The following is a 21,102-nucleotide window of genomic DNA, read 5'->3' as shown; positions in this document are numbered from 1 at the left end:
AATTTTTTAATAGCTCATCATTTATATGATGGGCTTTTTTATTAATTATATGATAAAAAACATGAAATTATTGTATGCATAGGAGCCAGAGATATTGCATTTAAGTATTCCTTAATTTCCTAAAGTAAACAAACGGTGTATCATAATTTAAAGTAGAGTGTATGCGTTTGTAGTTCCAAAAATTATTATATTTTCTTAATTTTTGATAAGGAGATATATCGAATGATTACCTATTCTTTGTATTTCTATAATTATAGTTTCACCTGATTTAGTTTTAGCTTTAACATCTGCAATACTTTCCTTATCAAAAACATTTTCTTTTAAGTTAAAACTATTCAAAACTTCTATATATTCAAAAGGCTCTTGATTAGCATCTATTCTCACAGAATTAATGAGATTTTTTAATATATGCTCATGTCCCTCTTTTGCAAACATATAACGCATAAAATAATCATTAAGTACATTAAAATTTTTATTATTTTGTCTCAATTCCATAAACTTATTATAATGAAATATTAATTCTTTGTCAAACAATATTGACATAATATACCAATATACTGTATAATCAAAAAAATATAATCAGAATTAAAAAATGTTTATGATGAAAGTATTAGGCGTTATTATATTTATTATTAGTTCGTACATCTCTTATGCTCAAGTAAGTGAAGATTTTAAAAATTTAGCTCTAACAAATAAAGAATCAGCATTAGCACAATCAGTATATTCTGAAAATCTTGATGAGTTCAAATATGTAATTGAAAACAATAAAGAATATATAACCTACTCTATAACGAATAGTAGCTATGAGTGGTATGACTATATACCTAATTTAAGCACTAATAATTTCTCTAATTTCGTAAAAGTTTTATTAGATAATGGAATGGATATTAACGAGAAAAATAATGCTGGAAAAAGCCTTATACTTGATGTAAGTAAGTCCTACGATTCACATCGTAAACCTAAATTCGGTACAAGTGAAATTATAGGAGTTCCAGATAGTAAATATAAAATTGAAACACTGATGAATCTTGGAGCAAATATTAATATACAAGATAATGAGGGAAATGGTATACTTCACTATATACTTTCTAGAGATAATATAGGAATAGAAGAATATGATATTTTTGAAATGCTTATAAAAAACGCAGTAAATATTAATTTACAAAATAATGACGGAGATACTGCACTTCATAAGATTTCATATAAAAAAAATAATGGGCATAGAGATATTGATATGGAAAAAAAAGTTATATCTCTTTTGATAGAAAATAATGCAGATAAAAACATAAAAAATAATAATGGAAAAAAAGCGTATCCCGGAGCATTTATATATAATATAAAATTAATTTTTAGTAAAATATTTAATGATATATTATACCCTATTTTTATACTTCTACTTATAATTATAGTTGCTATACCATCTTTTATATTCTATGTAATATCAGGATTTATTGAAAATATAGCTGGTTTTTTCAGATAATTGATTTTTATTCTGCTTAAAATTATATATGCTGAAAATTTTTAATTTAAAAAAGTATATAATAATATTATGAACAAATATGCATCTCCAATATATAAATACAAAGGAAGAGTTAATTTAGTAATCTCTTTAATATCAGCTTTAATAAATTTAACAGCATTATTCAATATAAATATAACATTTAATGCATTATATTTATTTAGTTTCTTTTCAGTATTTATATTTATCAATTCCCGTACAGTTGATACTAATATTTTTAAAAATTACAAGAAAGAAATTAAAAATAAAACTCTATTTTCTTTTATTGGTTTTATTATATCATTAATTTTATATATTTTAATTACAAAAAATGTTTTTAATAAAGCAGTAGTATTTAATTATATATACGCACCTCTTCCTATTATGAATTTTATTTCTATAATGCTAGCTAATACAGTATATTTTATATTAGAAAAACTTTTTATAAATGAAGATAAACATTTCTTTAACATTAAATGCATTTCAAATATATTATTAATATCATTTGTGTATGCATCAGTTTTTATAGCATTATATTTATCTTATGAATATAAATACATTGTTATTTTATTAACTATATCAAACTCTTTACTGTCATCTGCAATACTATCAATTTTCAATATAATGTCATCTAAGTTTATGAATCCTTGGATCAGATTTATATTTGTAAATGCTTGTTATATAATATCTTTAATTTTATCTTTAATAATATCTTCTATTATAATAGCAATTTTTTTTACATTCACAATAAAAATGTTTATTATAATTTCTATAATAATATTATTATCATTTATCATTTCTCTTTTATTAGCCCATTATATAAAAGCATATTCATATTTATAAATAGAAATCAAAATATAATTTTTTATATTATAGTTTTTCTATTTTTTCTATACTAAGCCCTGTTAATTCGCTTATAAGATTTAAATCCATATTTTTATTTTTCATATTTCTAGCCAGAGAATATTTTTCTTGTTCTATACCTTTTTTCATTCCTTCTTCTATACCCTTTATACGCTCTTCATTAAGCATTAGAACATTAAAATAATCTCTCTCATAATTACTGTAGCCGCAAATACTGATGTGCCGATGTAAACATTAGAGATATATCAGGAGAAACTGCATTATATTATAGTATTGAGCATAATAGTTTCGGACAAAAAAATGAAACAGAAAATGCTATAAAAATACTTAATTTATTAATAAAATACGGTGCTGATGTAAATACTAAAAACGATAAAGGAACATCTCTTCTTGATGTATCCTATAGAATTTCAGAATCTTTTGATAAAAATAAAGAAATGTTTAAAATATTAGTTGAAAATGGTTTTGATTTAGAGTCAAGAATAAAGGAGGATAGTTCTGATTATGATTATACTCCTTTAATGATTGCTGTTTATAAAGAAGACTATGATATGGTTAAATATTTGCTTGATAAAGGTTCCAATCCTAATACAGCAAATAATGAAAACAAAACAGCTTTAATGATTGCTAATGATGATGGAAATTATGATATTTCAAAATTACTTATACAACAAAATTTTAAAGAAGAGCTTTCTAATAGTTTTGATTCTTTCTCAAGTTAGAAATATCTTTAAAATTTTTGAGATTCTGTTCCAGCATTATATTATTATAATTAATGTTATTCTTATCTATTTTTTCATCTATCTTATCATCAACATTATTATACAATTCTTTTTTTAATTCATTTATAAGTTCATCATATTTTAAGCTGTCTTTATTCATAGTTTCCGCTGCAAATTTTAATAAATCTTCATCCTGTACAATCTCTTTAATAATATGTTTTTTTTCATCTTCTGTTATTTTATCATTAGAAAAAATATTTTCTAAATCTTTTTCCAGCTTGTCTATTCTTTCATAAATATTCACAATTTTATTATCAAGAGAATTTCCGCCATCTTCTATTAAATCTTTTTTTATCATATCATCATTTGCAGCCATTAAGATATTCCTCGTTTTATTATATTGTTATATTAATTAGATAAAATTAAAACATAACAGTAAAATATCGTCATTATTATACTTATAATTTAAAATCAAAAAATTATTGTTGATATAATTTTATTTATGCTTTATACATGTATTCGTAAAAATATATGATTAGAGGTTTAATATTGGCTAAAGTATTAGGACAAACAACTCCTTTAAAAATAATGGCTGGAATATATAAAAGCGGCCGTCTTCATCATGCATATCTTTTTTACGGAGATGAAGGAATTGGAAAATTTGAAAGTGCTTTAAACTATGCTAAAGCTATTTGCTGTGAGAGAGGAAACGGAACTTACTGCGATGAATGCAAATCGTGTAAAATGATAGATCAATATAAACATCCGGATGTCATAGTAGCAGCTACAGATGAGAGATTTAGAAATGCTGAGCTTTATTTTAATCAGTATTTAGAATATAAACTTCCTCATTTATTTAATAATTTTTATACTTCATGCCGTTCTATACTGTATAAAGTAGAATCTATGCTTTTTGATAGTTATGACAATTATCCTGTAAGCGAACCTAAAGAATATATGCTTGGAAGTAAAAAAGAAACTTCAAGATATGCTCTTATAGAACCTTATTATTTGGCTGCAAATTATACTTTAAATGAGTTAAATGCTGATAATGCCGAGTTTATAGATTCAATATTTAGAAATAAATCAAAAGAAGCTTTAAATATAGCCAAAAATAAAGGCGGAAAGAAAAAAATTTCAATAGAAGGAGATTTTTTCAGTGCCTTAAAAAAAATATATTATAATATAATACATACCGTAATTCCTCTTGATACCGTAAGAAATATTATCGAATTAACATACAGAAAGCCGAGAATATCAAATAAAAGAATTATTATCATAGAAGGCATAGAATTAATGGATAAGAGGGCACCTAATATATTTTTAAGAACTTTAGAAGAACCTTCCGACAATAATATATTTATTCTAATAACTTCAGATACTAATAAATTGGTTCAAGATGGTATGAAGCCTCTTCGTTCGCGAATGATGGAATTAAAATTTTCACCGTTGTCAGAAAATACTTTAAGATCCATATTAATGAAGAGATTAAGGCTAAATGAGGAAAAAACAGCCCTTGCACTAGAAAATTCTTATGGAAGTGTTGCTAAAGCAGTGAAATATGTACTTGACAAAAAATCAAATACAAGCGATAATATATACAAAGTATTATTATCTTTTATGGACGCTGCATTAAATAATGTTCCGCCTCAAATAGCCTCCTTAACTTCCCTTTTGAGCGAAGGAGAATATGAGATTACGGATGCTATTATAGAAATGATAAATATTCTTAAAAAGTCTTTAGAAGATAAATACCTTGGAATAGAAAATAGAGATTATATATTTCCTAGTTCTATTTCAGATGAAAGTATTGTATGGACTATTGATGAATTAGATTCAGCAGTCAATATTCTAATAAATACAAATACTCAACCTAAAATGCTGCTTTATAAAACTTTAGGCAACATTTATATGTGGTTACACAATTATAATAAAAACTTATAGGAGTTATACATGAAAAAACTATTTCTTGTATTAAGCGTAATGATTCTAGCGTTAAGTTCAGCATACGCTCAGGATGAAACAGCAGCAGAAACTACAGATACCGCTGCAACAGAACAAACTGCTGCTACAGATGAAAATCAAGGAGCTTCAGAAAATACTAACACTGTAAATGAAGTATCAGCTTTTGCACCTTCTTTTGTTGATTTAAGGAATACTGATGATGCTGCTCTTGATAAAGAATACAATCTTCTTCAAACTAATCTTACTAAAATAAGAGAAGATTATTTATTCAGAATACTTTATAAAGCCAACAAAATATTAGAACGTTATACTAATGTTAATTTCATTGATACTAATGAAATGTTCTACAATGCTGTTTACTATTACGATTTAGTTGCTAATCCTATAGCTAATGATAATAATGTGGATATAGCTCTTTATGAATTAGATAAATCTTTCAGACTTTATGATGAAGTAAAACCTATTTATGAAATACTTGGAAAAACTAATGAATTAGCTCAGGCTGATTATGAATTAAATCTATATGCTGGAATATTTAATCTTTTCAAAGGTACTGCCGGATATTATGCAAAAAGCAGATATCATTTAATGAATGCTTTGAATAATGAAAAAGCAGGGCAGAATAATACTACTAATTTGATCATGTTAAATACTTATTTAGCAGGCGTTAACTATAACTTAGCTACTATCAATCAGAACAGCGATGTAAGTAAAGTTTATTTCCTAAATGAAATGTTCAATAATCTTTGGGATCTAACTACTTTGAAAACAGCTGATGAAAATATTAAAACTGCTAAATATAAATTATTAATAACTAAATACCATAAAGTTTTATACACTACTTCTGAAAGATTTAGAACTACATATTCTAAATACTATGATGAATTAGGTTTCGTTTATGGTGATACTGAAGATGAAATATTAAGCAGAGAAAAAATGCCTGTTTATAAAGATTATGAAAATGAAGCAGCTGATCCAGCTACCACAGATACAACAACTGCTGCAGAAACAGAAACTGCCGCTGATACTGCTAATTAATAAAAAAATTGACAAATAAATTTAGAGGCATGCCATATTTTTGGTATGCCTTTATTTATTATTAATAGTAATTTTTACTAATAAAGTTTTTCTTTTATTTAATAAGTGCTTGACATTAATTTAAAATAGTTTATTATTATTAATAAAATAAAAATGAAGGAGTAAAATATATGTTTGATCTAATGAAATTACCTTACGGAAAGGAAGATTTAGCACCATATATGTCTTCCAACACATTGGATTTCCATCATGGAAAACACTTAAATACTTATGTAACTACTCTTAACGATTTAGTATCTAAGGATCCATCATTACAAGGAAAAAGCATTGAAGAATTGATTACTTTATCACATAACAATGCTGATAAACAAGCAGTATTTAATAATGCTGGTCAAGTTTATAACCATGAAGAATTCTTCAAAATGCTTAAAAAAGATACTGCTATACCTGCTGAAGTAAAATCAAAAATTGAAGCAGATTTCGGTTCTTTTGATGCTTTCAAAGAAGCATTTACTACAGGCGGTAAAACTCAATTCGGTTCAGGATGGGTTTGGCTTGTAATGAATAACGGTAAATTAGAAGTTAGAAAATATGCTAATGCTATGAACCCTGTTGCTGATAAAGTACATGGTGTTTTAACTTGCGATGTTTGGGAACATGCTTATTATTTAGATTATCAAAATAGAAGACCTGATTTCTTAACTACCTTTGTTGATCATTTAGTAAATTGGGATTATGTTGCTGAAAGGATTAAACTTGCTAAATAATATAGTGTAAACTAATTATTTATATACACTTTTTAGGAGAATTAAAATGAAGGATTTAAAAGGTACAAAAACAGAAAAGAACTTAAATGAAGCTTTTGCCGGCGAATCTATGGCTAGAAACAAATATACTTATTTTGCTAGCGTAGCAAGAAATGAAGGTTATGAACAAATAGCTGCTATTTTCCTTGAAACAGCTGAAAATGAAAGAGAACATGCTAAAGTACACTTCAAATATCTTAACGGTATAGGTGATACACTTCAAAACTTACAATCTGCTTGGGAAGGTGAAAACGAAGAATATGAAAATATGTACCCAAGAATGGCTAAAGAAGCTACTGAAGAAGGTTTCGATGAAATAGCTCGTTCTATGAAATTAATCGGTGATGTTGAAAAAGAACATAGAGAAAGATATGCTAAATTAAGAGAAGCTGTAAAAAGCGGAAGTGTTTTCAAAAAAGCTACTAAAGTTCAATGGAAATGCAGAAACTGCGGTTTCATAGTTGAAAGCGAAGAAGCTCCTGAACTTTGCCCTGTTTGTAAACATGCTAAGAAATTCTTTGAAGTTCGTGTTGAAAACTTTTAATTTTTAGAATTTATATTGTTTAAAAAAAAGAGAGAGAGAAATAATTTTCTCTCTCTTTTGTCTTTAATGAGTTAATCTATTATCAAGCTATTAATTTTATATTATCAGATACAAAAGAAGAAAATATATCAAAAATTATAGGATCTATTTTTACCTCCACATCTAAATAATTTTCCCTAATATATAGCAATCTATTATCAATGCTGGAAGAATTATTAACCCTGTCAAACAAATCTATTATCTCAAGAACCTTAGATGGAAAATATGATACACTGTTAAATTTCAATGTATCATTATAGTCAAAACTTACAGCATAATCTAAATTATAAGCTCCATTTGAATTTATTGCTGTATTATAATAATTTAAAAATCTCCGTTTCCATATCCATAATACTCGTTATGAAGAGCAACTATCAAAGATATATCATCATTATATCTAATAAAATGTTTCAAATAATAGTAGCATTTATCTGTATTATAATTATTAAAAACATTTGCTATATCATGCCAAAATGCCGCTATAGAAATATTAATTATCTCATTAAATAACATATCTCTTAAACCATATTTATATACATGCTCTAATTTAGATACATTTTTACTTATATTAAATTTTCTGAAAATACTTCTATAGTAAGATGCATATTTTTTATTGAATTTTTTTCTTATATTAATAACTATATTATTATGTATACTATCATTATAATATTTCATAAATCTTACTACAGTAATAAATACTCTATTAGTATGTGATATGATATCATCATTATTTATTGAATATTCTTTAAAATATAAATTAAGCTCTTCACTATCCATTTTATTCAATAATTTTATTATAATTCTTAAACTTAAATCTATAACATCTTTAGAATACTTTAAACCATTTCTAAATGACATATCTTTATTCTTTATAGAATTCATAACCATAATCAAATCAATTCTAGCTATAATAGAAAGTTTTATCAAAATATAATAAATCCTTTCAAAATCTTTTTCTGAAATGCTGCCCCTATTAGAATTAATTTCTTCTACCTCTTTAATCAAAGAAGATAAAAGTTCATTCTTTTTCAATTTAGTAAAATTATTTAAAGTTAAATCTGTCTGATTAAAATAGTTCTTATATAAATCAAATAAATTATTATTATTATTATTATTTTCTTTTATTTCTGCAGTCATATTTACCCTCCTTATCAAGTAAATTTTCTTTACAATTATAGTATAATACAAATATCAGTTTTTGTAAATATATTTTACTTAAAAATATAGAAACATATTAAAAATTTTACATTAAATCATGTTTATAATAAACATTTTATACAAATAGAAAAAATATAATCATAAACTATAAAAAAATCATTGCAATTAAAGTATTTTTGTTATAGAATGTTTTATTAAAACATTTTGTATCTAAATTCATATCGAAATTTTAATAAAGAGGAAAAGTAATTATGTCTATTAATATTAAAGAAGCATTAACCTTTGATGATGTATTATTAGTACCAAAAGAATCAGATATTTTGCCTAAGGATGTAGTTCTAAGAAGAAAATTAACAAAAAAAGTAACATTGAACACACCATTAATAAGTTCACCAATGGACACTGTAACAGAATCTAAAATGGCAATAGCTATGGCATTATGCGGAGGATTGGGCGTTATACATAAAAATATGCCTTTGGAACAGCAAGCTAAAGAAGTAGAAATAGTAAAAAGTTTTAAAGATATAGAAGACAAAGAAAAAGCTACTTTAGCAGAAGACGGTTCTTTAATAGCGGCAGCTGCTATAGGTATATCTGAAGACAGATATGAGAGAATAGAAAAACTTATAGAAGCAAAAGTTGATTTAATAGTAATAGATACAGCACATGGACATTCAAAAAATGTACTTACTGCTATAAAAGAGATAAAAGATAAATACAAACAAGTTGAAGTAATAGCAGGTAATATTGCCACTGCAGACGGAGCTAAAGCATTGATTGATGCCGGAGTGGATGCCATAAAAATAGGAATAGGTGCTGGTTCTATTTGTACAACAAGAATAATTGCAGGTGTTGGAGTTCCTCAGCTTACTGCTATACATGACGCTTCTGAGATTGCTAAAAAACATAATGTAGGAGCTATTGCTGACGGAGGAATTAAATATTCAGGAGATATCGTAAAAGCATTTGCTATAGGAGCTGATGCTGTTATGGCTGGAGGACTTTTCTCATCTACTTATGAAGCTCCGGGAGATGTTATTATAATAGATGGTAAAAAATACAAGCCTTACAGGGGAATGGGATCTGTTGGTGCTATGATACATGGAAGCAAAGATAGATACTTCCAAAGCGAAGTTGTTAATAAATCTAAATTTGTACCTGAGGGAATAGAGGGAGTTACTGAGTATAAGGGGCATGTTGCTGATGTTGTATATCAAATAGTTGGCGGTATTCGTGCTGGTATGGGATATATAGGTGCTAAAGATATACAGATGCTTCAGGATAAAGCTGAATTTATAAGAATAACTAATCAAGGTTTGGCTGAAAGCCATGTTCATGATGTTAAAATTACTTCTAAAGCTCCTAACTATTAACAATAAAATAATATCTGATAATTTTATTTATACAATGAAGTTATCAGATTTTTTTATTAATTTTATAAAGCAATAATAACTATAAATTTAATTTTATAAAAACTTGAATTTTTTAAACTCTTCTTATATAATTATTAAATTATAATCATTTTTTAATAAAGAATTAAGGATATATATAATGTCATCTAATAAAAAATTTGTACCTAAAAAGAAAAGTCCGGTAATAAAAACTTTACAATGGCTAGGAGTATCTGCTGTTTCAATACTTTTAATAGTTTATTTTTTGGTAGTTGATACAAGAGGAAGTCAAAAAACTCCTACAATAGGATCAGTTAATGGTACGCCTATATATTATACTAGTACAAGTCCTTATGGCAGAGCTTTTAATCAAATAGAAACTTATTATAAAGAAAAGGGTTTGCAAATTAATAATGAAATGTATGGCTATATAGAAGATTTGGCATTTAGACAAGCTGTTTCTACGATTTTACTAAATGATATTGCTAGGAAGAATATTAATGTGAGCGATAATTTTATAGTTGAGGCAATGAAAAGCAAATTTATAGATACTAATGGTGTTTATAATCAAATGGCTTATGAATCATTTATTAAAAACTCTACCCAGTCTGATAAATTAAGAATAGAAAAAGATTTAAAAGAGGATATATTAGCACAAACAATTTATTCTGAGCTTTTTACAAGTATTAAAATAAATCCTCTTGATATTCAAAAAGAATATAAAAGAAATTTTACTAAAAGAGATATAGAGATGGTTTATATAAATGCTGCGGCAATAGTACAGGCTAATGAAATAGCAGATAATGATTTGGAAAAATATTTTACAGATAATAAAACTAATTTTGCACAGGCTGATATTTCTTGGATAATAACTGAAAGCGGCGGAGTTGCTGATAACTTATATAAAACTTTGAAAGATGATATAACTTTATTTGAAAAAACAGCTATGGAAAAAAGTTTTGATACTAATAACTATAAATTAGGATATCTTACTAGAATGCAAATGCCTTCTGAAGATTTTGCTAATAAAATTTTTGCTAATAATACTAAAGGAAGCAATCTTTTACAGCCTATATATGCTAATGGCTACTACTATATTGTATTGGTTAATGATATTAGAATACCTGAAAAATATACTGATGTTAATAAAGAAGTTTTAAGAAGAGAATATTTAAACTCTAATATAAATTCTCTTTTAGAAGCTGAAAAAACTAAACAAGCTGAGGTATTAAAAGCTGCAGTTGCTGGTATTAATAATTTAGCAGCTTTAGATGGAAACGGATATATAAAATATTATAAACCAGCAGAGCCTTTCTCTTACAATCAAGGAAGACTTAATACTGCTGAAGGAACAATTATACCTGACTCTTCAAGCGAATCTTTCTATATGCATATATTCTCTATGCAGCCTAATCAAATAAGCGATGTTATAAAATTAGATAATGGCGTTGCTGTTATAAGATTAGTTTCTGAAGAAAAACCAAATATGGCTGATTTAAATTCTATTAATATAAATACTATTAAAAGACAGAGAATTAATAATATTCAATTAGAATGGGAAAATGAGCATATAGCAGAAGCTAGAGTGAAAAAACATAATATAAGATAAAATCTATTATATTAATAAATAATATAAAAAAGAGGGCTTAAAAAAGTCCTCTTTTATTTTTAAAAAATTATTTTTTTTAACTACTTTTTAAATATAAAAAATACTGCTAATATCAAACATAAAAAACCTATAAAATGATTTATTCTTAAAGTTTCTGTTTTAAAAAATACTACAGTAAAAATAGTAAATATAGTTAATGTAATAACTTCCTGCATAACTTTAAGCTGCATTAATGAGAAAGGACCTCCATTACCTTGAAACCCTATTCTATTTGCCGGAACCTGAAAACAGTATTCAAATAAAGCAATGCCCCAGCTTATTAATATAATTATAGGAAGTGATAATTTAGCAAAGCCTTTTATCTCGCTGAATTTTAAATGTCCATACCAGGCTATTGTCATAAATGTATTTGACAATATAAGTAATACTATAGTTGTTACAGCTTTCATAAGAATATTTTATCCTCCATCTATTCTTGATTAATTTTTATTGATAAAATATTATAAATCATAAAAAATTATTTGCTATATTTATTTTTATAATTTATAAAAAAATATTACCCCCTACTTATCATAGGGGGCATACAGTTTAATTAAATGAAGGTTATAAAATATATTGTATCAATTTAGGGATACAAAGTTGTTGACTATATAAATGCTCTCTAACATTTGTTAGTATATTCTAACATATTTTAAATCTTTGTCAATACATAAAAACAAAAAATTTATTTTTTTATTACTATTACATACGCCCGCCCTTTTTCATTAATAAATTCACATGCAATTTTAACTACTCATTTCTTATAAACTAAATTAGAATATATAGCACCCGCCCAAGCTTAAATTAAATTTTCAACATCTTTAACGCACGGTTAATGCATTTTATTTATTAATTAAATTCTATTATTAATTAATTTATATTCATAGATTTACTTTACGTGCGGATTATAAATTGTAAATCCTAATAAAATTCTGGGTGGGATTTATAATGACAGAAAAGACTATAAAAAAATTATATCTAAAAACCCTAAAATAAACAATAAATATAAAGGGTGGGATTAAAAATAAATCAAAAAATATAAAGAAAAAATAATATAGAGATATGACTATTATATATTCTTAGAAAATACATAAAAAGAAATGACATATATAAAGCCATTTCTTTTATAATTTGTATTTAATATTAAAATTTAAAACTATTAATTTGTTCAACCATATCTTCTATTTTTGTTCTTACTTCTTTTGTAGAACTAGCATTTGCCTCTGCTAAATTACTATTTTCACCGGTAATAGAATTAAGCTGTCTTACAGAAACATTAATTTGATTTATACTGTCAGCTTCTATAACAGCTCTCTCAGATATAGAACTTAATTTAGTAAGCATATCCTGTGCTAAAGATTCTATATCTCTAAGTATTTTTGAAGAGTTTTCAACAGCCTTATTTCCAGCTTCTACTTTATCAAGTGCATCATTAATAGTATTTGTAATGTTTTTAGCTGTTTCATCAACATTCTGAGCTAAAGATCGTATTTCGCTTGCTACTACAGCAAATCCTTTACCTTGATCACCAGCTCTTGCTGCCTCAACTGCTGCATTTAATGCTAATATATTTGTCTGAAAAGCAATAGACTGTATAAGTTTTGTCATCTCTGATATTTTTTTACTAGATTCAGATATCTCACTCATACTGCTTATAATTTCCGAAGATGATTCCACCCCTACTTTAGTAGCATCTGCCACTTTTACACTCATATCTTTAGCATCATTAGACTGAATATTTGTTTCATCAAGCGATGATGATAAAGATTCTATTAGACTAGATAGTTCTTCAAGCGAAGAAGCCTGAGTATTAGTACGATCAGATAAATTTGTACTTCCATCTGAAACAGTATCTATTTCATTATTAATAAAATTCAAAGATTCCTGTAAAGAATGTATAGAGTTTCCAAGAGATTTCTGCATATTCTGTATGGAATTGACTAAAACACCTGTTTGATCTGATTTTTTTAATAATTTATCATCAAAAACAGCATTAAAATGCTTATCTGTCATATTTTTAATAACATCTATAGCTCTATCTAATGTCTGAGATAATGGTGTAACATTCAGCATAACAAGTATAAACTCAATTAATAAAAATCCGATAGCAACTATAACCATTATAATAGAAAGTGTAGTAATTTTATTATTAAGACTAGATGCACTTCCATTTCCAACTAAAAGCCAAGGAGTATTCGCTATACTATGTACCACTGTCCAATTAGATTTTCCTATGCTAAAAGCATAATCTGAGCCATTAAGTCTAGGAGCATTCAATTCTGTATAAATATTTCTTTGCTGATTAAATAATAAATTTGAATCAGTATGCGTAATAAACATTCCATCAAGTGATGCTATAAAAAATTTATTATCTTTATCAGCTTCTAATGATGCAGATATTTGTGAAAATGATATATCCAATCCAACAACACCTTTAAGTATATTATCCTGAATAACTGCTTTAGATATAGTGATAACAGTTTCTCCTGTTTGGGCATCTTTATAAGGTGAAGTTATATATATATCAGAAGGGTTTTTTGCAGCTTCTATATACCATTCTCTTGTAGTTTGGTCAAATCCTCTCAAATTATCTCCGAATACTATTACTAATACTCCGCCATCTTTATAAGGGACTGTTGAACCAAAATATATATTTTTAATATCATCTCTTAAAATTTGAAGCTCTTTAAAAGAATCAAGCATTTGAGTATAATCTGTTTCATATTTAGAATATGATGTTAATACTTCTATTTGTGAATAAAAATGATTAAGCCAACCACTTACAGCTGTTTCATTTTTATTTATGTTTGATAGTATTTCTAAAGAAAATTCTTTTTTATATCTAGGAATAAAATATGAAAGTAAAGAGATGACTATAACTGTTATAAAAATGGAAAATGGAAGTAAAAATTTAAGCATTAATATATACTTTTTTTTCTTATCATTCATAAATAATTCTCCATATAAATAGCAAGCATAGTAATGTAAAACAGTATAAATTTTTATTTTTTATTGTCAAGCAAATTTTTTATAAAAAAAGAGGCTTAAATTAATAAGCCTCTCAATATTTATAATATTAATATAATTATTTTTTTACTTCAATTAAATCATCACCTATATTGACAGAAGAAGCACTTGTAGTATTAACTTCAGAATAATCATCAGAATTGGTAACTATAACAGGAGTAAGAGTAGGATATCCTGCTCCTCTTATTTTTTCAATATCAAATTCTAATAATAAATCTCCTTTCTTAACCTTTTGTCCCTCTTCTATATGTGAAATAAAGTGAGCACCGCCTAATTTTACAGTATCCATACCAACATGTATAAGTAATTCAATTCCATTATCAGAAGTTAATCCTATAGCATGTTTTGTTGGGAAGGCTGTTTCTATTATACCATCATAAGGAGCATAGACTTTTCCTTCTTTAGGTTCAATAGCTATACCTTTACCCATAGCACCGCTTGAGAATGCCTCATCTTTAACACTTTCTAATTTTATTATATTACCTTTTATAGGAGAATATACTTTATCAACTGAAGAAGACGATGCTTTATTTTCAGCTTTTTTATTTTCTTCTTTCTTTTCTTCTTGTTTTATTGTTTCTGCTGCAGTATTTGCAGTATTAACAGATACTTCTTCATCGCTTATGGGATCATGAAGATAATCTTCAAGTCTTGATTTTATCACAGTAACCTTAGGCCCATATATTACCTGTATTCCATTTCCTTTTTTGATAATACCAGCAGCACCGCTTTGTTTTAATAGAGCGTCATCAACTTTAGAAGCATCAAATACTGTTATACGAAGTCTTGTAGCACAGCAGTCTACATCGCTTATGTTTTTCTTTCCGCCAAGTCCGGCTGTTATTAAAGGAGCTTCTTCATATTGTGAAGCTGGAGATAATTCGCCTTCTTTTCCTGCATTTTTAGCAGCTTCAACATCAGATCTTCTATATAGTTTAGGTTCTTCTGTATCTGGTTCTCTTCCAGGTGTTTTCCAGTCGAATTTTTTAATTAAAGCAGAGAATAAGAAGTAGTAAACAAAGAAATAAACAGCACCTACTATTACTATCCATACCCAATTAGTTTTAGCATTGCCTTGTATTATACCGAATAATAATAAGTCTATGAAACCTCCTGAGAATGTCATACCTACTGTAACATGAAGTATATGCATAAGCATGAAAGATATACCAGCAAGTACACAGTGAATAGCATAAAATATTGGGGCTACGAATATAAATGTAAACTCTATAGGCTCAGTAATACCTGTAAGCATAGCTGTTAGGGCAGCAGAGAAAAGCAAAGCACCTACTACCTGTTTTTTCTCAGGTCTTGAAGTTCTATACATAGCCAAAGCGGCACCCGGTAAACCAAATATCATAAATGGGAATTTACCTGTCATAAAACGAGTAGCTTCAACACTGAATGCAGTTGTTGTAGGAGATCCTAACTGGGCAAAGAATATATTCTGAGCACCTTCTACCAAATTGCCGTCTATCATCATAGTACCGCCAAGTGAAGTCTGCCATAATGGAGTATAGAACACATGGTGAAGTCCGAAAGGTATTAATGCTCTTTCTATTATACCGTAGAATAAAGTACCTATATAACCAGAACCGGCTATTAAGTCTCCTAATTTATTCATAACAACCTGTACAGGAGGCCATACATAGTACATTAATATACCTACTACTAAAAACACAATAGAAGATATTATAGGAACGAATCTTGTACCGCCGAAAAATGACAATACTTGAGGAAGCTCTATGTTATAATACTTATTATGCAAAGCAGCTACTCCAAGACCTACTATAATACCACCAAATACACCCATTTGAAGTGATAATATACCTACAACATTTGTAGTAGAACCAGCCAAAAGTTTTTCAGCTCCGCCCATAACTTGTATCATTTTACCTATAGAAGCATGCATTACAAAGAATGCTATAGCTCCTGATAAAGCAGCTACTTCTTTCTCTTTTTTTGCCATACCTATAGCTACACTCATAGCAAATATAATAGGGAGGTTTCCAAATATAATATTACCAGCCTCGCTTAATACTGATAATATATCGTAAGCTATTGTACCAGGTCCCAAAATACCCATTAAATTATAGGTTTCAAGCATTGTAGTATTAGTTAATGAACTACCAATACCTAAAAATAAACCTGCTACAGGAAGCACAGCTATAGGAAGCATGAATGATCTTCCTACCCTTTGCAGTACACCGAAAATTTTATCCTTCATATAAAGAACTCCAGATTATTAAAATATATTTTTTGATAAGAATATGAGAGACATGATAAAATAAAGTATTATGTATACTAATATCACATATAAACATCAATTCTTACTATAAGTATAATAAATTTTTTTATAATTGTATATATTTTTGTCAATAATTTTTGAAATTAATAATATATCTATATTTATTTTATTATATAAATTTAATACTTTATATTATTTAATATGTTAAATAATATTTAAAACAAACTAGGCTCTTCTTACAGAAATTTGTTTTATATTACAAACACTGTATTATATGCAAGATTACATTTTTATTCTAATACTTCTATTTTTTGAATATATTTTTTCTTTGTATTCATCTTTAAGAAGTCCGTCAGTTCCGTAAATATATAGATACTTTTTATAATGCTATTGAAAGGTTTATCTTACAAAGTTTAAATATACTTTTATGAATTTATCCTCTAACATTGAAACAATTTTATTGTGTATTATTTAGAAAATATTTATAATACTAAAAAATACATAATTTTAACAATAATCAATTTATTTAAAATATCTATTCAGTTATTTATGATATTGTTTCAACAATATTATCTGCTTTTAAGACTTCATAAGGTATTGTTAATCTATTTTTTATTATATTAACAACTATAGGTTTTAACTTATAATTTACTATAGCCCTTTTATTATCATTTTCAAACACATCCTCTAAAAATTCTCTATCACTGCTTATCTGAGTATCAACTATAGATGTTAATTCCTGCATTTCATCATCGGACAATAAAAAATTTATAGCTAAATATTCTAAATGTTTGTTAACAATTTTCATAATCTGTACACTATCGTCTTCAATAAAACTATCTACTGTTTTTCCAACAAGTTTATCAGCTACCATTCCGCCAACTATACCGCCTGCAAAAGTTCCAACAGGACCTAAAGCTGATCCAATAACCCCGCCTACAAGTGCTCCTGTGGCATTTCCTGCTGTTTTTATTATATTCTTAGTACATTGCATCTTAGATATTCTCCCTCTTGACATCTTCATCAGCGATATGGTAGAAGTTGTAATAACTTTAATAACAGCTTCATTAGAAAATACAGATTTTTGTGTTATTTTTGCTAATCCTTTTAAAGCATATTTTGTAGCATGTTTAGTTAATGCTTCTGATTGTAATTGAGAATCTATAGTTTTATTTATAAATGTTTCTATTTTAGCCTCATTTTCTTTACTTAATAAAGATGTAGGCATATTAGAATTACGGCCGTATTCATTTATACCAATAATAGCAGATGACTGTATTGATAAATTAATATCATTAGTTCTCCAATATGTAGTAGCTGTATTAACTGCAAAATATATACCAAATGAAGAAATAGATAAAATTTCCTGCTTATGATTATTATATAATACACTTTCTATATTTCCAAATTTTACAGTATTTATAATTTGATGCCTAGTTAAATGGCTTTTTATTATAATATTTTTTGCTTCTTCAGGATCATCAATGTTGTTTATAGAATGATTTAATATTTTTTCTTTCATTTTTTCTATTGCCGCTTCATAAAAATCTTTTGGAACTTCAAAACTTAATGCTTTACCATCATCATCATAATATTTATATTGTTCTTTGCCTGTATCTGCATCTTTTATAAACATACTATTAATGGTTTCTTCTACATTTTTATATATTTTAATTTTTATAGTCATATATTTTTCAAGCTCTGAAAAAATATTATCATTTGTTAATACAGTATCATTATTAGGATTTATTTTATCTATAAGCAATTCAGCTTTCTTCTTATTGTAGTTAGAATTTTCATTAAACATTAATTGATTGCCATCAGAATCTAATACAATATCAGGTTCTCTATAATCATCAGGAAAATCTTTTTGATATGCTATTTTATAGCATTTATCTTCAGTACTTACACATATAATAGAGCAGAACCATTCTTCATTTGGATTATAATTTTCTAATGAACTTATTAATCCAGCTTTTCCGCATGAAGTACATATTACTATTTTATCATTATTTAAATTATGTACAAAAAACTCTCCATCATCAAATTCTAATAAATTTATATCCTCATTTTTAACTATAAAAAAATCATATAAACATTCATCTGGTAATGATAAAGTATCTCTCAATGAAGAAACAGCAAATTCTTTATCTATCCTTGTATCTAATTTAATTATTTCATTTGCTTTATCTGAACATTTATTAAAGAAGTTTATATTGAAATAATAATCTTTATCAAATAAAAATATTTTTTTTAATTTTCCTCTTGATTCAAAATCCTCCAATATAGCATCTAAAATATCAAATAATCCAAAGTCTTCTTTATCTGAATGCGAACCTATATTTACTTCTGATGCCAATTGATTATAATTCACACAATTTATGCTGCTTAATTTTTTTATTACATTGTTTGCAAAATATGCAATATCAAATGAAACTTTTACCGTAAATATTAAAGGTATAATAACTATAATTTTCATAAATATAGTATCCAAAATTTCATTTGATTGTGATGCTTCATATCTAAAAAATAAGAAAAATAAAAGCAAATTTGTAAAATATAATCTTCTATAATATCTTCCATTTGAATATTCTGCACCTTCTAATCTTACAAGGCTTTTTTTACTAAAATATTGTATTAATCTCATAATTAAGCTTATTTGTAAAATAGCAAGTATTACAATATAGAAAAAGTGATCATATTTAGATATAACATAAAAATTATAATATAATGCCGCAAAACCAACAAATAATCTTATTTTCATAAATGAAAATAATTTATTTGCTATTATTGATATAATAATAAATGCGGCTAAAAGTCCTACTAAAAATAAAATAACATTCATACAAACCCTCTTTTACATTTCTTAGATTTCATTATAATTACAAATATTAATTTGTCAATATTAATAATATATTTTTATAAAAAAATACATCAAAATAATATATTATAATTAAAAAAGCATAATACTTGTTTCAAGACTATTTAAACAATAACTATAAAATAATATTTAGGATTATAAAGGTATTCTATTTTGTAGAACTTACAAAATAGAATGTATATTAAAACAAACTAGGCTCTTCTTCCATAACCTTGTTTTTATACCTATTATAAACACTGTCTTCTGTGTTAAGTTCTTCTTTAGTTTTGTATGTGATATTATATTTTTCTTCTAATGCTTCTATTTTTGAGTATATTTTTTCTTTGTATTCATCTTTAAGAAGTCCGTCAGTTCCGTAAATATATAGATACTTTTTATAATGCTCTGGAAAAGTTTGTCTTACAAAGTTTAAATATATCTTTCTGCATTCGCCTCTTAATTTGAGCACATCTGATGCACAATAATCTATATTATACTCTTTAACCTTCTTAAAAATATTTTCTACCTCATTTTCTGTTATAAAAGGCATTACAGGCATAGTATGAACTGCAGTTATAGCCTTAGTTTTTTTAAACTCCTTTAATATATTTAATCTTCTCTCTGGGCTTATAACATTAGGTTCTATTAAAGAAGATAATTTCTCATCTAATGCTGTTATAGTTGTCGCTATTCTTACAGGCACTATATTTGAAAGCTCATCTATCAAATCAAAATCTCTTAATATCAAATCGCTTTTTGTGGATATGCACATTGGTGTTTTATATCTTATAAGTAGTTTTAAAACATCTCTCATAAGTTTATAATCTTTTTCTGCTTCCTGATAATTATCTGTAACACTTCCTAGATTAATAATATCTCTATTCCAATTTCTTGATGATAATTCTTTTTCTAATACTTCAGCAATATTTTTCTTTACAAATATTTCACCAAAAAAATCTTTTGAATTAATATATTTATGAGAATACACAGCAAAACAGTAATAGCATTTATGAAGACAGCCTCTGTAAATATTTAAATCATAACAGAATCCGTATTCATTATCTATTTTATTTAAAGCAGATTTGCAGTTAATTTCTCTGTATTTAATCATATAATTTATCTCTTTAAAATATATTAAAATATTATATTTATATATAATACTGTATATTAATATTTTTATCAAGTACAGTTATTAAAATATTAATAAAATTTTACAAAGTTAAAAATTTTTTAATATATCATTTACAATTTTTGACATTATAATAATTTATATTATTAATAGTTAAAGAAAGGA

At 26.1% G+C, this 21,102-nt stretch carries 16 protein-coding genes and 4 pseudogenes; 9 read left to right on the top strand and 11 right to left on the bottom strand.

The window, feature by feature from the left end; genetic code table 11:
* Positions 1-100: 100 nt before the first annotated feature.
* Together BFL38_RS15870 and BFL38_RS13750 are read right to left on the bottom strand one after the other, a co-directional pair.
* Positions 101-205: pseudogene (locus BFL38_RS15870) on the bottom strand (transposase); the annotation flags it as partial.
* Positions 206-219: 14 nt separating this feature from the next.
* Positions 220-495: pseudogene (locus tag BFL38_RS13750) on the bottom strand (PD-(D/E)XK nuclease family transposase); the annotation flags it as partial.
* Between the two features lie 106 nt (positions 496-601).
* On the opposite strand from BFL38_RS13750, the gene BFL38_RS13745 reads away from it, so the two are divergent.
* Positions 602-1,480 (top strand): ankyrin repeat domain-containing protein, encoded by an 879-nt coding sequence (locus BFL38_RS13745; protein ID WP_069727598.1) that lies wholly within the window; start codon positions 602-604, stop codon positions 1,478-1,480.
* Positions 1,481-1,549: 69 nt separating this feature from the next.
* Positions 1,550-2,341: a hypothetical protein gene (locus BFL38_RS13740; RefSeq protein ID WP_069727569.1), complete on the top strand. Its 792-nt coding sequence runs from the start codon at positions 1,550-1,552 to the stop codon at positions 2,339-2,341.
* Between the two features lie 27 nt (positions 2,342-2,368).
* Here BFL38_RS13740 and BFL38_RS15220 read toward each other — a convergent pair.
* A pseudogene (locus BFL38_RS15220) lies at positions 2,369-2,566 on the bottom strand (Rpn family recombination-promoting nuclease/putative transposase); the annotation flags it as partial.
* Between the two features lie 17 nt (positions 2,567-2,583).
* Here BFL38_RS15220 and BFL38_RS14720 point away from each other — a divergent pair.
* Positions 2,584-3,036: pseudogene (locus BFL38_RS14720) on the top strand (ankyrin repeat domain-containing protein); the annotation flags it as partial.
* A 19-nt stretch (positions 3,037-3,055) separates the two neighbouring features.
* On the opposite strand, the gene BFL38_RS13730 reads toward BFL38_RS14720, so the two are convergent.
* Positions 3,056-3,460 carry a hypothetical protein gene (locus BFL38_RS13730; protein ID WP_069727567.1) on the bottom strand — a complete coding sequence of 135 codons (405 nt, stop codon included), beginning with the start codon at positions 3,458-3,460 and terminating at the stop codon, positions 3,056-3,058.
* 173 nt (positions 3,461-3,633) lie between these two features.
* Between BFL38_RS13730 and BFL38_RS13725 the strand changes: the two genes are divergently transcribed.
* From BFL38_RS13725 to rbr, 4 genes are all read left to right on the top strand, one after another.
* On the top strand, positions 3,634-5,028 hold the full coding sequence (locus BFL38_RS13725; RefSeq protein WP_069727566.1) for a DNA polymerase III delta subunit-related protein: 1,395 nt from the start codon (positions 3,634-3,636) through the stop codon (positions 5,026-5,028).
* 9 nt (positions 5,029-5,037) lie between these two features.
* The gene (locus tag BFL38_RS13720; RefSeq protein ID WP_069727565.1) at positions 5,038-6,087 is read left to right on the top strand and encodes a hypothetical protein; all 1,050 of its coding nucleotides are present in this window, start codon (positions 5,038-5,040) and stop codon (positions 6,085-6,087) included.
* A 170-nt stretch (positions 6,088-6,257) separates the two neighbouring features.
* The gene (locus BFL38_RS13715) at positions 6,258-6,854 is read left to right on the top strand and encodes a superoxide dismutase (protein WP_069727564.1); all 597 of its coding nucleotides are present in this window, start codon (positions 6,258-6,260) and stop codon (positions 6,852-6,854) included.
* A 46-nt stretch (positions 6,855-6,900) separates the two neighbouring features.
* A complete protein-coding gene (gene rbr, locus BFL38_RS13710; RefSeq protein WP_008728022.1) occupies positions 6,901-7,437 on the top strand; it encodes a rubrerythrin in 537 nt (178 codons plus the stop codon).
* Between the two features lie 82 nt (positions 7,438-7,519).
* Here rbr and BFL38_RS15630 read toward each other — a convergent pair whose 3' ends face one another.
* Both BFL38_RS15630 and BFL38_RS13705 read right to left on the bottom strand, forming a co-directional pair.
* Complete coding sequence (locus BFL38_RS15630; RefSeq protein WP_256097282.1) at positions 7,520-7,723, bottom strand: hypothetical protein; 204 nt, start codon at positions 7,721-7,723, stop codon at positions 7,520-7,522.
* 77 nt (positions 7,724-7,800) lie between these two features.
* Positions 7,801-8,613 (bottom strand): hypothetical protein, encoded by an 813-nt coding sequence (locus tag BFL38_RS13705; protein ID WP_256097281.1) that lies wholly within the window; start codon positions 8,611-8,613, stop codon positions 7,801-7,803.
* A 272-nt stretch (positions 8,614-8,885) separates the two neighbouring features.
* On the opposite strand from BFL38_RS13705, the gene guaB reads away from it, so the two are divergent.
* Both guaB and BFL38_RS13695 read left to right on the top strand, forming a co-directional pair.
* Entirely contained in the window at positions 8,886-10,007 is a 1,122-nt protein-coding gene (guaB, locus tag BFL38_RS13700) for an IMP dehydrogenase (protein WP_069727563.1), read from the top strand.
* Positions 10,008-10,185: 178 nt separating this feature from the next.
* On the top strand, positions 10,186-11,634 hold the full coding sequence (locus BFL38_RS13695; RefSeq protein ID WP_069727562.1) for a SurA N-terminal domain-containing protein: 1,449 nt from the start codon (positions 10,186-10,188) through the stop codon (positions 11,632-11,634).
* A gap of 80 nt (positions 11,635-11,714) precedes the next feature.
* On the opposite strand, the gene BFL38_RS13690 is transcribed toward BFL38_RS13695, so the two are convergent.
* From BFL38_RS13690 to BFL38_RS13670, 5 genes are all read right to left on the bottom strand, one after another.
* Positions 11,715-12,083 (bottom strand): DMT family protein, encoded by a 369-nt coding sequence (locus tag BFL38_RS13690; RefSeq protein WP_069727561.1) that lies wholly within the window; start codon positions 12,081-12,083, stop codon positions 11,715-11,717.
* Between the two features lie 733 nt (positions 12,084-12,816).
* Positions 12,817-14,622: a methyl-accepting chemotaxis protein gene (locus BFL38_RS13685; RefSeq protein WP_069727560.1), complete on the bottom strand. Its 1,806-nt coding sequence runs from the start codon at positions 14,620-14,622 to the stop codon at positions 12,817-12,819.
* A 136-nt stretch (positions 14,623-14,758) separates the two neighbouring features.
* Positions 14,759-16,927: a PTS sugar transporter subunit IIABC gene (locus tag BFL38_RS13680; protein WP_069727559.1), complete on the bottom strand. Its 2,169-nt coding sequence runs from the start codon at positions 16,925-16,927 to the stop codon at positions 14,759-14,761.
* Positions 16,928-17,495: 568 nt separating this feature from the next.
* Entirely contained in the window at positions 17,496-19,793 is a 2,298-nt protein-coding gene (locus BFL38_RS13675; protein ID WP_256097279.1) for a YeeR family protein, read from the bottom strand.
* A gap of 217 nt (positions 19,794-20,010) precedes the next feature.
* On the bottom strand, positions 20,011-20,919 hold the full coding sequence (locus tag BFL38_RS13670; RefSeq protein WP_069727558.1) for an SPL family radical SAM protein: 909 nt from the start codon (positions 20,917-20,919) through the stop codon (positions 20,011-20,013).
* Positions 20,920-21,102: the final 183 nt, after the last annotated feature.

The sequence above is a fragment of the Brachyspira hampsonii genome, from assembly GCF_001746205.1.
Lineage (GTDB): Bacteria > Spirochaetota > Brachyspiria > Brachyspirales > Brachyspiraceae > Brachyspira > Brachyspira hampsonii_B.
The sequence above is the reverse complement of the archived record's forward strand: the minus strand, read 5'-3'. Positions and strand labels throughout refer to the sequence as shown.

Bases quoted from the DNA above. Each gene is read 5' to 3' on its own strand.
- BFL38_RS13745 (WP_069727598.1), top strand. From the start codon at position 602: ATGAAAGTATTAGGCGTTATTATATTTATTATTAGTTCGTACATCTCT.
- BFL38_RS13740 (WP_069727569.1), top strand. From the start codon at position 1,550: ATGAACAAATATGCATCTCCAATATATAAATACAAAGGAAGAGTTAAT.
- BFL38_RS13730 (WP_069727567.1), bottom strand. From the start codon at position 3,460: ATGGCTGCAAATGATGATATGATAAAAAAAGATTTAATAGAAGATGGC.
- BFL38_RS13720 (WP_069727565.1), top strand. From the start codon at position 5,038: ATGAAAAAACTATTTCTTGTATTAAGCGTAATGATTCTAGCGTTAAGT.
- BFL38_RS13715 (WP_069727564.1), top strand. From the start codon at position 6,258: ATGTTTGATCTAATGAAATTACCTTACGGAAAGGAAGATTTAGCACCA.
- rbr (WP_008728022.1), top strand. From the start codon at position 6,901: ATGAAGGATTTAAAAGGTACAAAAACAGAAAAGAACTTAAATGAAGCT.
- BFL38_RS13705 (WP_256097281.1), bottom strand. From the start codon at position 8,613: ATGACTGCAGAAATAAAAGAAAATAATAATAATAATAATAATTTATTT.
- guaB (WP_069727563.1), top strand. From the start codon at position 8,886: ATGTCTATTAATATTAAAGAAGCATTAACCTTTGATGATGTATTATTA.
- BFL38_RS13695 (WP_069727562.1), top strand. From the start codon at position 10,186: ATGTCATCTAATAAAAAATTTGTACCTAAAAAGAAAAGTCCGGTAATA.
- BFL38_RS13690 (WP_069727561.1), bottom strand. From the start codon at position 12,083: ATGAAAGCTGTAACAACTATAGTATTACTTATATTGTCAAATACATTT.
- BFL38_RS13685 (WP_069727560.1), bottom strand. From the start codon at position 14,622: ATGAATGATAAGAAAAAAAAGTATATATTAATGCTTAAATTTTTACTT.
- BFL38_RS13680 (WP_069727559.1), bottom strand. From the start codon at position 16,927: ATGAAGGATAAAATTTTCGGTGTACTGCAAAGGGTAGGAAGATCATTC.
- BFL38_RS13675 (WP_256097279.1), bottom strand. From the start codon at position 19,793: ATGAATGTTATTTTATTTTTAGTAGGACTTTTAGCCGCATTTATTATT.
- BFL38_RS13670 (WP_069727558.1), bottom strand. From the start codon at position 20,919: ATGATTAAATACAGAGAAATTAACTGCAAATCTGCTTTAAATAAAATA.